General features: G+C 68.4%; 10 protein-coding genes. 9 read left to right on the top strand and 1 reads right to left on the bottom strand.

The window, feature by feature from the left end:
- The first annotated feature begins 28 nt into the window (after positions 1-28).
- The 6 genes from ACQPYM_RS23595 (at position 29) to ACQPYM_RS23570 (ending at position 10,195) form a co-directional block, all read left to right on the top strand.
- Positions 29-1,033 carry a hypothetical protein gene (locus ACQPYM_RS23595; RefSeq protein WP_433003631.1) on the top strand — a complete coding sequence of 335 codons (1,005 nt, stop codon included), beginning with the start codon at positions 29-31 and terminating at the stop codon, positions 1,031-1,033.
- Between the two features lie 29 nt (positions 1,034-1,062).
- Complete coding sequence (locus ACQPYM_RS23590) at positions 1,063-1,743, top strand: response regulator transcription factor (RefSeq protein ID WP_433003628.1); 681 nt, start codon at positions 1,063-1,065, stop codon at positions 1,741-1,743.
- Entirely contained in the window at positions 1,736-3,208 is a 1,473-nt protein-coding gene (locus ACQPYM_RS23585; protein ID WP_433003625.1) for an ATP-binding protein, read from the top strand. The genes ACQPYM_RS23590 and ACQPYM_RS23585 overlap by 8 nt, the downstream gene beginning before the upstream one ends.
- Positions 3,209-3,390: 182 nt before the next feature.
- Positions 3,391-6,600: an efflux RND transporter permease subunit gene (locus tag ACQPYM_RS23580; RefSeq protein WP_433003622.1), complete on the top strand. Its 3,210-nt coding sequence runs from the start codon at positions 3,391-3,393 to the stop codon at positions 6,598-6,600.
- Entirely contained in the window at positions 6,593-7,024 is a 432-nt protein-coding gene (locus ACQPYM_RS23575; protein ID WP_433003619.1) for a hypothetical protein, read from the top strand. The genes ACQPYM_RS23580 and ACQPYM_RS23575 overlap by 8 nt, the downstream gene beginning before the upstream one ends.
- A gap of 39 nt (positions 7,025-7,063) precedes the next feature.
- Positions 7,064-10,195, top strand: coding sequence for an efflux RND transporter permease subunit (locus ACQPYM_RS23570; protein ID WP_433003616.1), 3,132 nt, complete (start codon positions 7,064-7,066; stop codon positions 10,193-10,195).
- 295 nt (positions 10,196-10,490) lie between these two features.
- Here the strand turns inward: ACQPYM_RS23570 and ACQPYM_RS23565 are convergent, their stop codons facing one another.
- Positions 10,491-11,216, bottom strand: coding sequence for an AfsR/SARP family transcriptional regulator (locus tag ACQPYM_RS23565; protein WP_433003613.1), 726 nt, complete (start codon positions 11,214-11,216; stop codon positions 10,491-10,493).
- A 206-nt stretch (positions 11,217-11,422) separates the two neighbouring features.
- On the opposite strand from ACQPYM_RS23565, the gene lanKC reads away from it, so the two are divergent.
- The 3 genes from lanKC to ACQPYM_RS23550 all read left to right on the top strand — a co-directional run bounded on the left by lanKC (position 11,423) and on the right by ACQPYM_RS23550 (position 15,898).
- The gene (lanKC, locus tag ACQPYM_RS23560; RefSeq protein ID WP_433003610.1) at positions 11,423-14,041 is read left to right on the top strand and encodes a class III lanthionine synthetase LanKC; all 2,619 of its coding nucleotides are present in this window, start codon (positions 11,423-11,425) and stop codon (positions 14,039-14,041) included.
- A gap of 6 nt (positions 14,042-14,047) precedes the next feature.
- Positions 14,048-14,167, top strand: coding sequence for a SapB/AmfS family lanthipeptide (locus ACQPYM_RS23555; RefSeq protein ID WP_433003607.1), 120 nt, complete (start codon positions 14,048-14,050; stop codon positions 14,165-14,167).
- An 84-nt stretch (positions 14,168-14,251) separates the two neighbouring features.
- Positions 14,252-15,898, top strand: a complete 1,647-nt coding sequence (locus tag ACQPYM_RS23550; protein ID WP_433003604.1) for an ABC transporter ATP-binding protein — start codon at positions 14,252-14,254, stop codon at positions 15,896-15,898.
- Positions 15,899-15,941: the final 43 nt, after the last annotated feature.

The following is a 15,941-nucleotide window of genomic DNA, read 5'->3' as shown; positions in this document are numbered from 1 at the left end:
TGCGATCGGGCGCCGAGGGGGAGGGAAGATGTGCAGACTCCGCATCGCATATGCGTTCGCACTGACCGCGGGGCTCGCCGGTCCGCTGGCCTTGGTGGCTTGTTCGTCCGGCGACACGTCCGGGGGCCAGGCACCGGCCCAGACGACGGCTACAGCGACCAGCAGGCCGGACGCTAGCCCGAGCGCAACGCCGACCACCATGCCGTCGGCAACTACACCGCCGGCAAGCACGCCGACCGGCAGGACCAGCACGCCGGCCAAGCAACCGGAGACCGGCCCGGAGCCGGGGTACGACCAGACCGCGTTCGGGCGCTCCACAACAGTCACCAACAAGTGGTTCCCGCTGCGGCCGGGCATGCGGCTGAACTACCGCGGGCAGACGATCGAGGACGGCGAAGCCATCCCGCACACGGTCACGTCCATCGTCACGGACCTCACCAAGGTCATCGACGGCGTGCGCAATGTGGTGCTGTGGGAGCGGGACTACACCGCCGGCGTGCTGGACGAGGCCGAGCTGGCGTTCTTCGCCCAGGCCGACAACGGCGACGTCTGGCACTTCGGCCAGTACCCGGAGGTGTACGAGGAAGGCCAGCTGACCGAGGTGCCGGCCTGGATCCACGGGATCGACGGCGCCCGGGCCGGTCTCACCATCAAGGCGCAGCCACAGCTCGGCGGCCGCAGCTACGCGCAGGGCTGGGGTCCCGGTGTCGGCTGGTCGGACCGGGCCCGGGTGTTCAAGACGAACCAGAAGACCTGCGTCAAGGCCGGCTGCTTCCAGGGCGTGCTGATCACCGACGAGTTCAGTGCGGACGAACCCGGCGCGCACCAGCTGAAGTACTACGCGGCCGGCGTCGGCAACGTTCGGGTCGGGTACTACGGCAACGATCCGACCAAGGAAACGCTGGAACTGGTCAGCGTGCAGCGCCTGAACAAGGCCGCTCTCGCCCAGGTGAGGGCCGAGGTGCTGAAGCTGGAGAAGCGTGCCTACCAGTACAGCAAGGACGTCTACGGCCGGACCGCGCCGATGAAGTGACGCGCCGATGAACTGAGAGGGCAGGAGCTGTGCGGATTCTGGTGGTCGAGGACGAGCGCCGGCTGGCGCGCGCGATCGGCCACGGGCTGGCGGATCACGGGTTCGCCGTCGAGCTGGCGCACGACGGCGACACCGGTCTGTGGCTGGCCCGGGAGCAGGAGTTCGACGCGATCGTGCTCGACCTGATGCTGCCCGGGCTGTCCGGGTACGAGGTGTGCCGGCGATTGCGGGCCGACGGCAACTGGACGCCGATCCTGATTCTCACCGCCAAGGACAGCGACGACGCCGAAGCCCGCGGGCTTGATCTCGGTGCCGACGACTTCCTGCGCAAGCCGTTCTCGTATCTCGTCCTGATCGCCCGGCTGAACGCCCTGCTGCGCCGTGGCGCACCGGCTCGGCCGGCCAAGCTGATGGCCGGGGATCTGGAGCTTGATCCCGCGCGGCGCACGGTGCGTCGCGGCGCGGTCGAGATCGAGCTGACCCGCCGGGAGTTCTCGCTGCTCGAGTACCTGATGCGCAACGCCGGCCAAACCCGGTCGAAGGCCGAGATCCTCGATCACGTCTGGGGCGCCGACTTCGACCGGGAGCCGAATGTCGTCGAGGTGTACGTCGGCTATCTGCGCCGCAAGATCGACCAGCCGTTCGGCACGGCCACCATCGAGACGATCCGCGGCCACGGTTACCTGCTGGGCCCGGTGGGCGATGGCTGAGCCACTACGGCGGACCAAGCCGGTACGGCGATCGGTGTCCTGGTGGCGGCCGCATCCGTCGTTGCGGACCCGGATGGTGCTGATCGCGGCCGCGGCGACGGCCGTCGTCCTGGTGGTCGGCGGCCTGGCGCTCGCCTTCACGCTCCGGGCGGTGATGATCGACGAAGCGATGGACGCCAGCCGGCTCCGGGCCCGCGACCTCGGCGCGCTCGCCGCGGGAAATGCACTGCCGCGGGTCGCCCCCATCGGCCACGATGGCGACCTGGTACAGGTGGTCGGTGCCGGCGGCCAGATCCTCGTCTCCAGCGCGAACATCGCCGGCCGGCCCGCCCTCGACCTGCCCCGCCGGCCACCCGGCTCCACCGGGGTGATCAGCGTCGACAACCTGCCGGCGGCCGAGTCGGGCCCGTACCGCATCGTTGCCCACGGCATCGAGACTCCGTCCGGTCCGGCCACCGTCTACGTAGCGGTCTCGATCGAGGAGATCGAGGAGGTCGTCGTGCTGGTCGGCCAGGTCGGCCTGGCCGCGATCCCGGTCTTCGTCCTGCTGCTGTCGGTGGCGATGTGGACGGTACTCGGCCGGACTCTGGCACCGGTCGAGACGATCCGCCGGGAGGCCGACGAGATCACCGGCCGGCGGCTGGACCGACGGGTCTCCGAGCCACCGCAGTACGACGAGATCGGCCGGCTCGCGCGGACGGTCAACGCGATGCTCGCCCGCCTGCAGGACAGCGCGGAACGCCAGCGCCGGTTCATCGCCGACACCGCGCACGAGTTGCGCAGCCCGATCGCCAGCCTGAGGACGCAACTCGAGACCGCCCGGGCCAGCCATCTTCCGGTCGAGTGGGAAGACGTCAGCGCCGACCTGCTCGACGAAACCGTCCGGATGCAGCAACTCGTGGAGCAGTTGTTGCTGCTGGCCCGTGCCGACGCCGGCACCCTGGGCCGGACGCGGACGGCGGTCGACCTGGACGACGTCGTCGACACCGTCGTCGCGGGTGCTCGCGGGCGAATCGCCGCCGTCGGCGCAGAGCGGTCACCCGCGGGCGGTCCGATGCGGGTCGACGACCATGCGGTTGAGCCGGTCCAGGTGACCGGCGACGGACTCCTGCTGGAACAACTCGTCCGCAACCTCGTCGACAATGCGGTCGCGCATGCCACCCGGGAGGTTCGCGTCGGCCTCGCGGTCGAGGGCGACCAGGCGGTGCTGACCGTCGACGACGACGGGTCCGGCGTACCGGCCGGGCGGCGGCAGGAGATCTTCGAACGCTTCACCAGGCTCGACGGCGCCCGGGACCGCGATCACGGCGGCGCCGGTCTCGGCCTGGCCATCGTCGCCGACATCGTCAAGGCACACGCCGGGGCGGTCGAGGCCGTCTACTCACCCCTCGGTGGCGCCCGGTTCCAGGTCCGGCTTCCGGTAGCCGGTGCGCATTATGACCGAGGCTCGCTGAGCAAGTCCTGAGAACCGGCGCGTTGACGCGCGTACATCTCGGACCTACTCTCCGAAGAAGGGGCTCAACTAGGCGGTATCACCGCTACGTAGATTGAGGTAGGGGGCGCGGTCCGGGGGATTCCGGTGCACCGCAGAGTGCGCTGTGCACGTCTCTCGGTGCTGCCTCCCCACGGGGGAGGGGCGCGGCCATCATGCATTGGATCGTATCGTCAAGCCTGAAATTCCGGCGGCTGGTGGTCGCCGTAGCGGTCGGGGTGATGATCCTCGGCATCGTCCAGATCGGCCGGTCCAGCGTGGACGCGTTGCCCGAGTTCAAGCCGACGACGGTCGAGGTCCAGACCGAGGCGCTCGGGCTCTCGGCCGAAGAGATCGAGCAGATGGTCACCGTCCCGCTGGAGCAGGACCTGCTGGCCGGCGTCGCGTTCCTGGACAAGATCGAGTCGGTGTCGATGCCCGGTCTGTCCTCGGTCGTGATGACGTTCGAGCCGTGCACGGACCTGCTGGACGCGCGCCAGGTCGTGCAGGAACGGTTGTCCCAGGCAACTGCCGTGGCAGGGTTGCCGCAGGTGTCGAAGCTGCCGCAGATGATCCAGCCACTCTCGTCCACCAGCCGGCTGTCGATGATCAAGATCTCCTCGGACTCGCTGACCCCGATCGACCAGTCCGTGCTCGCCCGCTGGGTGATCACGCCACGGCTGATGTCGGTGCCCGGCGTCGCGAACGTCACCGTCTGGGGTTACCGTGACCGGCAGCTGCAGGTCCTCGTGGATCCCCAGCAGCTGCAGCAGAACAAGACGACGCTGGCCGACGTGATCGAGACCAGCGGTAACGCGCTCGAGGTGTCACCGCTGTCCTTCCTGGAGGCGTCCACGCCCGGCACCGGTGGGTTCATCGACACGGTGAACCAGCGGCTCGACATCTTCCACCAGCAGACGATCACGACCGCCGGCGAGCTGGCCCAGGTCCCGCTCGAGAATTCCGCCGGCCGGCCGACCTCGAAGACCCTGGGCGACGTGGCCCAGGTGGTCGAGAACCACCAGCCACTGATCGGCGACGCCATCTGCCCGGGCGGCGAGGCGTGCCAGCTGCTCGTGGTGGAGAAGTTCCCCGGCGCCGACACCGTGCGGGTGACCAAGGACGTCGAGGCCGCGCTGGAAGCGATGCGGCCCGGACTCGGCGGCCTGCGGATCGACTCGTCGCTGTACCGGCCGGCGTCCTTCATCGAGTCGTCCTTCAATGATCTCCAGTGGACGTTGCTGGTCGGCGGAGTCCTTCTCCTGCTGCTGATCGTCCTGCTCTTCTGGGACTGGCGCCGTGCGCTGCTCGCCCTCGTGGCGATCCCGGTACCGCTGGCCGTGGCGGCCGTGGTGCTGTATCTGCGGGACGTCCCGATCAACTTCATGGTCGTCGCCGGGCTCGTGCTCGGCCTCACCGCGATCGTCCACGACGCGATCACCGACGCGCACGGCCTCGGTGCCCGGCTTCGTGCGCGCCGCGATCAGGACGGCGCAGCAAGGACGCTCGCGGTCGTGAGTGAGTCGGCCGCGGCGCGCGGCGGGGTCCTCTACGCGGTCCTCATCGTCGTCGCGGCGACGGTGCCGTTCTTCTTCCTGACCGGCGAAGGCGGCGCGTTCCTGCCGCCGATGGTGCTCTCGTACCTGCTCGCCGTCGGGGCGTCGATGCTGGTCGCGCTGACCCTCACACCTGTGATCGCCCTGATGGTCATGCCCGGCAGCAAGCACCGGCAGCCGCGGATTTCCCGTCAGCTGGGCAGCGGCTACGACCGCAGGGCTCCCGGCCTGGTCACCCGCACCCGGACCGGCCTGATCGTTGCCGGCGTCCTCGCCTTGGTCGGCCTGATCGCGTTGCCCTTCCTGAACGCGTCGCTGCGGCCGTCGCTCAAGGAGCGCGACGTCCTGGTCCATGTCGAGGCACCGCCCGGTACATCGCTGCCGAAGATGACCGAGATCACCCGACAGGCGGTCCAGCAACTCGGCGCCGTGCCAGGTGTCGTCAACGTCGGAGGCCAGGTCGGCCGGGCGATCGCCTCGGACCAGATCGTCAACGTCAACTCGGGCGAGATCTGGGTCAAGGTCGGCCCGGATGCCGACTACGACGAGACCCTGAGCTCGATCCGCAGCTCGGTCCGCGGCCTGACCGGGGTGACGACCGACGTCCTCACCTACTCCGACGAACGCGTCACCGACGTCCTCGGCCAGTCCAGCGAGGACCTGGTGGTCCGGCTCTACGGCGACGATCCCGCCCAGCTGAGCAGCAAGGCCGACGAGATCAGCAAGCTGATGACCGGCATCGACGGGGTAGCCACGGTCAATGTCGACCGTGCGCTCGAAGAGCCCACCGCACAGATCCAGGTCGACCTCGCCAAGGCCCAGACAGCCGGCATCAAACCCGGTGACGTACGCCGGGCGGCGACCGCGTTGATGGGCGGCCTGACGGTCGGCAACCTCTTCGAGCAGCAGAAGGTGTTCGACGTCGTGGTCTGGGGCAAGCCGGAGATCCGGCGGAACGTGGACGACATCGAGAAGCTGCTGATCGACACGCCGTTCGGCACTCACGTCCGGCTCGGTGACGTGGCGAACGTCGAGATCGTGCCGAACCCGACGGTGATCAAGCATGCATCCGTCGCGCCGTACCTCGACGTGATCGCCGACGTGGCCGGGCGCGACGTCGCTGACGTCGCCGGCGACGTCAGCAGCCGGCTCGCGCAGGTACAGTTCCCGCTGGAGTACCACGCCGAACTGCTCGGCGGGTATGAGGAACAGCGGGCCGACCGGGCGCAGATGGTCGCGTTGGCGATCGCCGCGGCCATCGCCGTGTTCCTGCTGCTGCAGGCGGCAGTCGGGAGTTGGCGGCTCGCGCTGATCGCGTTCGTGGCACTGCCGCTGGCCCTGGTTGGTGGCGTCGTCGCGGTCATCGTGACCGGCCGGACGCTCAGCCTCGGCTCGGTGGCCGGACTGGTCGGCGTGCTCGGAATCGCCGCCCGGACGGTCATCCTGCTGATCCGGCGGTACCAGCGGCTGCAGCGGGACGAGGGGATGCGGTTCGGAGCCGGCCTCGTCGTGGCCGGCACCCGCCAGGCGATGGCGCCGGCCCTGATGTCGATGCTGGCGGCAATGATCCTGCTCGCGCCGATCGTCGTCATCGGCGGTGGACCGGGCTTCGAGATCCTGCACGCGATGGCGGTCGTGCTGGTCGGCGGCCTGCTGACGACAGCGGCGGTCACCCTGTACGTCGTACCGGTCGCCTATCTGCGGTTCGGGTCGATCGCCGAGCAGGACATGTGGGCCGACGAACCGGTGCCACCGGTCCCCGAGGAGACTCCGGTCCCGGCCCCGCAAAAAGCAGGAGCAGGGGCGGGACGGGGGCCGGACGATGCGTAGGAAGCGCCGCGCGGCCGCGGGACTGATGACCGTCCTGCTCGTCTCCTCCTCCTGCGGCGGGACGGTCACGGACAAGTACACCGTCAGCCACGAGCCCGCCCATATCGAGGAAGTGGCAGGCAGCGACCATCCGCGGATCATCCTGGAGCCGGAGGCGCTGAAGCGGATCGCCCTCCAGACCGCACCGGTCACGAAGTCGTCCGGCCTGCTGGTTGTCCCGTCCGCCGCGGTGTTCGTGGACCCGAAGGGGAAGTGGTGGGTCTACACGAACCCCGAGACAGGTGTCTTCATCCGCCACGAGATCAAGATCCAGCGGCAGGCCGGCGACCTCGCCTACCTGCTGAGCGGTCCGCCCGCCGGTACCAAGGTGGCCACCGTCGGCGTGCCTTCGCTGTACGGCGTCGAAGAAGAGATCGGTCACTGACCGCCGACCAGGCGACAGAGAAAGGGGGGCGGTGCAGTGATGCGTTTGATCGTTGCGTCGAGTTTGAAGTTCCGGTTCCTCGTGGTCGCCCTGACCGCGTTCCTGATGTTCTTCGGGGTCCAGCAGCTCGGTAAGTCGGCCGTCGACGTCTTCCCCGAGTTCGCGCCACCGAAGGTCGAGGTGCACACCATCGCGATCGGGCTGGGACCGACCGAGGTGGAAGAGCTCATCACGGTTCCGATGGAGCAGTCGCTGACCGCGATTCCCGGCGTCAAGACCGTCCGGTCCCGGTCGGTCGAACAGCTGTCGCAGGTCGTGCTGCTCTTCGACGAAGGTACGGATCTGCTGACCGCGCGCCAGAACGTCGCGGAGCGGATCGCGGCGATCACGCCGAAGCTGCCGACCTGGGCGGCGCCGCCGGTCATGCTCCAGCCGCTGTCGGCGACCAGCCGGGTGCTGAAGATCGGCCTGTCCACGACGGATCCGAAACTGGACATGATGGATCTGTCGATGACGGCCTACTGGAAGATCCGGGCCCGGCTGCTCCAGGTGCCCGGCGTCGCCAACGTGCCGATCTGGGGCGAACGGCTGGAGATGCTCCAGGTGCAGGCCGACCCCGACCGGATGGCCAAGCAGAAGGTCACTCTGGACCGGGTGATGACGACGACCGCGAACGCGCTGGACGCCGGCCTGCAGCAGTACTCCGACGGCAACTTCATCGGGCGCGGGGGTTTCGTCGACACCGCGACCGGACGGATCGGGATCCGCCACCAGACGCCGATCGTGTCCCACCCGGACCTGGCCAACCTGCCGATCCAGACCCTCGACGGCCGGCAGATCAAGCTCAGCGACGTGGCGAACCTGGTCCGGGATCACCAGCCGCTGATCGGTGACGCGGTGATCAACGAGGGCGACGGCCTGATGATGATCGTCGAGAAGTTGCCGTGGGCCAACACCCTGGACGTCACCAGGGGAGTCGAGCAGGCACTCGCGGAGATGCGTCCCGGCCTGCAGGGGATCGCCGTCGACTCCGCGATCTTCCGGCCGGCGACCTTCATCGAGGACGCGATCGACAACCTGACCCGGTCGCTGATCCTCGGCGCGCTGCTGATGATCGCGATGCTCGCCCTGTTCCTGTACTCCTGGCGAACGGCGGTCATCAGCGTCGTGGCGATCCCGTTGTCGCTGCTCGCCGCGTTGCTGGTGCTCACCCTGCACGGTGCGACGATCAACACGATGGTGCTGGCCGGCTTCGTGATAGCCCTCGGCGACATCGTCGACGACGCCATCATCGGGATCGAGAACATCGTCCGCCGGTTACGTCAGCATCGCGCGGACGGCAGCACCAAGTCGACCGCCAAGATCATCCTGGAGGCGTCGATGGAGGTCCGGGGCGCGATCGTCTACGCGACCCTGATCGAGATCGTCGCGATCGCGCCGATCTTCCTGCTCGCGGGGCTGTCCGGGGCCTTCTTCCGCCCGCTGGCGGTGGCGTACGCCCTCGCCCTGGGCGCGTCGATGCTGGTCGCGCTGACGGTCACGCCCGCGCTGGCGCTGATCTTCTTCCGCAGCCCGAAGTCGCTGGCCCACCGCGAGTCGCCACTCGTCCCGCCGATGAAGCGTGGCTACGAATGGGTTCTCACCCGGATGGTGAAGCGCCCGCGCCGCGGGTACGTCGCGGTCGCGCTCGCCACGGCCCTCGGGCTCGTGGTGGTGCCGCTGCTCGGTCAGTCGCTGCTGCCGAACTTCAAGGAACGCGACTTCCTGATGCACTGGCTCGGCAAGCCCGACATCTCCCTGCAGGAACAGGTCCGGACGACGAAACAGGTGAACGCCGAACTGCTGACGATCCCTGGCGTGCGCAACGCGGGATCGCACATCGGGAACGCGTTCTTCGGCGACGAACCGCACGGCGTGTACTTCGGGGAGAACTGGATCAGCGTCGACAAGTCGGTCGACTACGACGAGACGGTGAACAGTGTCCGGCAGACCGTCGACGGCTATCCCGGGGTGTTCCGCGACGTGCTGACCTATCTGAAGGAACGGATCCGCGAGGTGCTGACCGGGACCAGCGACCCGATCACGATCCGGATCTTCGGGCCGGATCTGGAGCAGCTCCGGGCGAAGGCCGAGGAGATCAACAAGATCGTCGGCACGGTCCCGGGGGTCGGCGATCACAGTGCCGACTTCCAGGACGCCATTCCGCAGATCCGGGTCGAGGTCGATCTCGAGTCCGCGAAGAAGTACGGCCTCAAACCCGGTGACGTCCGGCGCGCGGCGGCCTGGTTGATGGCCGGCGAGGAGGCCGGCGACCTCTACGCCGGCGGCAAGGCGTACGACGTCCAGATCTGGACCCCACCGGAGAAGCGGCGCAGTGTCACCGACCTGCAGAACCTGCTGATCGACAAGCCCGGCGGCGGCCACGTGCGGCTGAGGGAGGTCGCCGACATCAGCATCGTGTCGGTGCCGAACGTGGTCCAGCACGAGGATCTGTTCCGCAACATCGACGTCGGCGCCGAACTCGACGGGACCCGTGACCTGGGATCCGTGGTCCGCGACATCGAGAACCGGCTCGAACAGGTGGAGATGCCGCTGGAGTTCCGCACCGAGATGCTCGGCGAGTACACCGAGCGTCAGGCGGCTCAGCAACGCCTGCTGATCTTCGCGATCGCGGCCGCCGTCGGGATCCTGCTGCTGTTGCAGGCGTCGTACCGGAGCTGGCGGCTGGCGATCCTGACGTTCGTGACGTTGCCGATCGCGTTGGTCGGCGGGCTGATCGCGGCGTACCTGGGGTCGAAGGTGATCACGCTCGGTTCCCTGGTCGGTTTCCTGACCGTGTTCGGGATCGTGGCGCGGAACGGGATCATGCTGATCAGTCACTGCAAGCATCTGGAGGAGGAAGAGGGCGTGCCGTTCGGGCCCGAGCTGGTGATCCAGGGCGCCAAGGAACGGCTGGTGCCGATCATGATGACGGTACTGACCACCGGGCTCGCGCTGATCCCGCTGCTGGTGACCGGGTCGATCCCGGGCCAGGAGATCGAGCACCCGATGGCGGTGGTCATCATCGGCGGCCTGATCACGGCCACGCTGCTCAACCTGCTGGTCGTCCCGGGGTTCTACCTCAGGTTTGCGAAGAGGTGCCGCGAGCGCCTGGAGGCGACGGCTGCCTGAGCCACGAGTAGAGCACGGCCCAGTCGGCTTCCTCAGCCCGCCGGCGAGCGCGAGCGGCACCAGCCTCCGCGATCCCGCCGGCGACGCTGACGGCGACCAGCACAAGAACATCCACAGCGAGGATCCACCGCAGCAAATTCATCGGTCACAACCTCGGCTCGGGGAGGCAACGAGCAGTCGCCTCCCATGATGCCCGCCCCCACCTGAGAGACCGCTGAGTAGCACCACGCAGCCATCCGATAGAGCGGCGGAGGAGCGAGTGCGGCGGGCGCGTGGGGGCTGGCTGGCCAGCTGGTCAGAGGGCGTCGTTGGTGAGCATGGCTTGGTGGAGGTCGCGGAGTTCGGGGCCTGGGTTGATTCCTACCTCGGTGGCGAGGATGTGGTCGACTTCGCGGTACGTCGCGAGGGCGTCGGCGCGGCGGCCGGAGCGGAAGAGGGCTACGGCTAGTTGGGTCCAGAGCTTTTCGCGGAGCGGGTGGCGGGCGACCAGGGCGCGGAGGTCCGGTACGAGTTCGGCGTGGCGGCCGAGCTCGAGGTCGGCGTCGATGCGGCGTTCCTCGGCGAGCAGGCGGCGTTCCACCAGCGGAGTGACGTCTTCGTTGTGCAGCACCGGCGAGTCGATGTCGGCGAACGGTTCACCACGCCACAAGTCTGTTGCCGAGTGCAACAGTTTGGCCCGCTGGCACAGCTCGGTCGAGGTGTCGGCTTCGCGGACGAGTTGCTCGAAATGCAGCAGGTCCAGCTGATCCGGACCGGCCTCGATCAGGTAGCCGCCCGGACAGGTGCGGATCTGCTGGTCGCCGATGGTCCGGCGGAGCCGGGTCACGTAGGTGTGGATGACGTGCCGTGGGTTGCGTGGTGGCTGGTCGACCCAGAGCCGGCGACCGAGGTCGCTGAACGAGGCTGCCTTGTTCGGCCTGACCAGCAGGCTGGCGAGCAGGACGCGCAGTTTGGGAGTTTCCAGCCGGACCGGCCGTCCCTCCCGAACAATCGTCAGCGGCCCCAGAATCCCGAACTGCACACAACGCACGGTGTCTCCCCCCAGGTGAGATCAGCTGTGTTCTTCCATCACGATACGTGCACATCCGGTCACCACAAGGCCTTTTCCGTCCTGGCCGAAGTGTATTGGTCCACTCCGCTGGGTGACAGTCAGCTGAAAGCCACCCGAAGGCCACGGCTGGTTCAGTAGTCACCAGAAAGCACACGTCAGCGATCTGGGGAGCAGCCGTGGACTCACGCTACGAGGCCTACTGCATGGCCGATCCGGTCTTCTACGACTCACCGGCCGCCGCCTCCACCGTGGTGAACCCGACCAGTCACGGCGAGTTCGACCAGACCACCGGCACTGTCCCGCAGGGCTGGGAACGCGGCGAGCTGGGCGAGTGGATCTTCCTCCGCCCACCGATCTCCGACCTACCCACCCAGGGCTGGAAGGTGCACGTCTCCGCGACGGCCGGCAACGCGCAGGACGTGCTCGACGTGGTCACCCGCTACTGCTCGGAACACGCCGTACCGTTCAAGTTCCTGGCCAGTCGCCGGGTCCTGATGTCCCGCAACAGCAAGTACGCCGACCGCGGCGGCAGCGGCAAGTTCATCACGATCTACCCGACCGAGGACGTCAGCCTGGACGAGATCCTGCGAGAACTCGGCGAGCTGCTGGACGGCCAGCCAGGCCCGTACATCCTGAGCGATCTGCGTTGGCGCAACGGCCCTCTCTACGTCCGGTACGGCGGATTCCGCCAGCGGATGTGCAAAGCCGAGAACGGCGATCTGGTCCCCGGGATCGAGACGCCTGACGGTGTGCTCGTGCCCGACGTACGGGGTCCGTCGTACGCGACGCCGCCCTGGGTGCCGACACCACCGATCCTCGAGGAAGCCCTTGCTGCTCGGGCCGGCGACGGCTCCGAGGAGTTCCCCTACAAGATCGTCGAGGCGCTGCACTTCTCGAACGGCGGTGGCGTCTACCGCGCCGAGGACCCGCGCACCGGCAGGACCGTGCTGGTGAAGGAAGCTCGCCCGATGGCCGGCCTCGATCGTGAGGGCGCGGACTCCGTCAGCCGGTTGCGGCGGGAGCGCGACATCCTGCGTCAGTTGGCGGGTGTCGAGGTGGTTCCGCAGTTGCTGGACTACTTCACCTGCTGGGAGCACGAGTTCCTCGTCCGTGAGCACGCCGAGGGCGAGATCCTCAACCGCCACATGGTGCGCCGGCATCCGCTGTTGCGGCCGGACGCGACCGATGAGGCGGTGGCGACGTACGCCGACTGGGCGCTCGGGGTGCTGCGCCGGGTGGAGGCCGGTGTGGACGCGATGCACGAGCGGGGGGTGGTGTTCCGTGATCTGCACCCGGGCAACATCATCGTCGGCATCGACGGCGAGGTCCGGTTCATCGACTTCGAGGTCGCCGCGCCGGTCGAGCAGGCGACCCGTACGACACTCGGCGCGGCGGGCTACACGGCACCGCCCGACTACACCGGCTTCGCGATCGACCGCTACGCGCTGGGCTGTCTGCGGATTGCGCTGTTCACGTCGCTCGCGCCAGTGATCCCGTGGGACCCGGGCAAGATCGACCAGTTCGTCGACGTCGCCACCGATCGCTTCCCGCTGCCGGACGACCATCGCGCGAAGGTCTGGCGCGACCTCGGCCCGCGTCCGCTCCGGGTACGACCCGGAGCGACGGTTCCGGAAAAGCTCGGCCCCGGTCTGAACAAGCCGATCTGGCCGAGCAATGCGGTCCCGGAGTGGGCCTCCCTGCGGGAATCGATGACAGCGGCGATTCTCGCCACCGCGACGCCGCAACGCTCCGACCGGTTGTTCCCGGGTGACATCAACCAGTTCGGGCCCGGCGGGGGAGTCAACCTCGCGTACGGCGCGGCCGGCGTACTGTGGGCGCTCGCCGAAACCGGTACGACGCCGCCGGCCGAACACGTCGACTGGCTAGTCGAAGCGACCCGGAAGGCCGATCGCACCCCGCCGGGTTTCTACCAGGGGCTCGGTGGCATCGCGTTCGCCCTGGACCGGCTCGGCCGGCCGGACGAGGCCCGCGAGGTGCTCGACCGGGCTCGCGCGCTTCCGCTCGACGGCGTCGGTACCAGTCTGGCGGAAGGCCTTCCCGGGCTGGGACTCGCAGTCCTGCACTTCGCCCAGCAGACCGGAGATCGGGCACTGCTGGCCGAAGCCGGTGACCTCGCCGCGCGGATCGTCGGTGAGCTGCGGGACACTCCGGACGGCGCGATCCGGCCCGGTTTGCTGAAGGGTGCGTCCGGCTCGGCGCTGTTCATGATCCGCTTGGCCGAGGCGACCGGCGACCAGGAGCTGCTCGACCAGGCCGAGAAGGCCCTGCGTCGTGATCTCGACGGTTGCGTCTGGACCGAGGATCGAACCGTGCAGGCCAACGAGGGTTGGCGGATCGTGCCCTATCTGGCGACCGGGAGCACCGGGGTGGGGCTGGTCCTGCACGAGTTCCTGCGCCATCGTCCGGCCGAAGATCTGCGCGAGTACGCGACTGGTATCCGGCGGGCGGCCGAGCCGGAGTTCGTCGTACAGGCAGGGTTGCTGAACGGTCGCGCCGGACTGGTGTCGTACCTGCTGCACACCGACGACGGCTCGCCGGCCGTCGCGGCGACGATCGAACGGCACCTGCGCGCCCTCGGCTGGCACGCCGCGCCGCTGGACGGTCGGGTCGCCTTCATCGGGGATCAGTTGATGCGCATGTCGATGGACCTCGGCACCGGCTCGGCCGGTGTGCTGGTGGTCCTCGCGTCCGCGCTCGCCGATCGCCGTCCCGTTCTTCCCTTTGCCGGATCCCAAAGGGGAACGTCCGCAATCCGACGATCACAGGGGAGGTGAATGAACATGTCCCAGATTCTCGACCTTCAGAAGATGGAGATCGACCGCGCACCTGGTGCGGTCGTAGAGAGCAACTGGAGCTGGTGGGAGTGCTGCAGCACCGGTAGCTTCTTCGACTGCTGCTGAAGCTGATCGGTGTGCATCTGAAGCCGTCCGGGGTGGTTGCCCGCAACCGCCCCGGACGGCCGCCGATCGTGGGGAGGAGCGTTGGTGACTGTTGGTGCGTTGCTGGTGCGAACGGCTCGGCAGGCGCCCGGCTGGTTCGCAGTACTGGTGGTGACGGCAGCAACCGGTACTGCTGCTGCGCTGCTCGTCCCACAGATGCTCGCGGCGACAATCGATGAGCTCGGCTCCGGAATCCTTGTGTTGGTAGGGCTGTTGGCCGTGGCTGTTGCCTCGGCGACCTTGGGTGAGATTGCTGAGGGGTACTGCGTTTCCGCTGGAACAGCTGACCTCCGAAGCAGGGTTGCGGATGCGGTTGTGCGTTCGGGACTCTCGGGTCAGCGGCGCTTCTCGGCCGGTGACCTAGCGGGGCGGACTGTCGGCGTCGCTCCACAGGTTGGGCGAATCGCGCCGCTGGCTGTGCAGGTGGTCACCAATCTGGTTCTGTCTGTCGGCGGTCTGGTCTTGCTCTGGCGAATCGACTGGCGCCTGGTGCTGACGCTGGCTGCCGCGGCTCCTCTCGGCGTTGTGCTGCTGCGCATGTTCGCCGGGCAGGCTGCGGTGTCGGTGCAGCGGTATCAGGAGCAGCAGAGCGAGATCGCTACGCGGCTTGCCGATGCGCTTGGTGGGGTGCGGACGATCCGGGCGGCTGGGACGGTGGCGCTGGAGACAGAGCGGGTGCTGGCGCCGCTGCCGGCGTTGGCGGCTGCTGGGCAGGCGCTGTGGTCTCGGTACGGCGGTTTGGCTGGGCGTACGACGCTTCTGGCGCCGCTGACCACCGTCGTGGTGCTAGCGGTCGCAGGCCTTGGGCTGCATGCCGGGCGGCTGTCATCTGGTGAGTTCCTTGCGGCTGCCGGGTATACGCCGATGGCGTTGGGGTTACTGAGCCAGATCCCTTTGCTGATGAGTCTTGTCCGGGCGCGGGTGAGTGCACGGAGGCTGGTGGAGGTGCTCGCTGTGCCAGTACGGGCCGATGGTTTTCGCGACCTCCCGGCTGGTAGTGGCCGGTTGGAGCTGCGCGGCGTTGTGGTTGACGGCGTACTGGATCGTGTTGATCTGGTGGTGCCAGGTGCGTCGGTCGTTGCGGTCGTCGGTGCAGCCGGTGCGGGGAAGACAGTGCTGGCGGAGGTTGCCGGTGGGCTGATCGCTCCGGATGAGGGCGTCGTACTGCTGGATGGGGTTCCGCTGGACGAGTTGACGCCGGAGGTGTTGCGGCGGGAGGTTGCTTACGCGTTCGAGCGGCCGGCGCTGCTCGGGCGCACGGTCGGCGACGTGATCGCGTACGGCGGAACCGCGGGTCCGGAGCAGGTCGCGGATGCGGCGGTCGCGGCGCAGGCGGACGCGTTCGTACGACGGTTGCCCGAGGGCTATGCGACCCCGATGAGCGAGGTGCCGCTGTCGGGTGGGGAAGCGCAGCGGTTGGGATTGGCGCGAGCCTTCGTGCGAGATGCCCGGTTGCTGATCCTGGACGATGCGACCTCCAGCCTGGACTCGGTCACTGAAGCCCAGGTCAATCAGGCCTTGTTGCGGCCGAACTCCCGGACCCGCTTGATGATTGCCCATCGGGCCATCACCGCTCGTCGCGCCGACCTGGTGGTCTGGCTGTACGCCGGCCGCGTCCGCGCTGTCGGTCACCACGACGAGTTGTGGGCGGACGATGCCTATCGGGCCGTCTTCACCCCGGGGCCGCAGTGATGCCACGAGCTCGGGTTGTTGTTGACGGGTGGGCGGAGTTTGC

Source organism: Kribbella sp. CA-294648, assembly GCF_050943845.1.
Classification (GTDB): Bacteria; Actinomycetota; Actinomycetes; order Propionibacteriales; family Kribbellaceae; genus Kribbella.
Note: the sequence above shows the minus strand (reverse complement) of the source record. Positions and strands in the feature narration are given on the sequence as shown.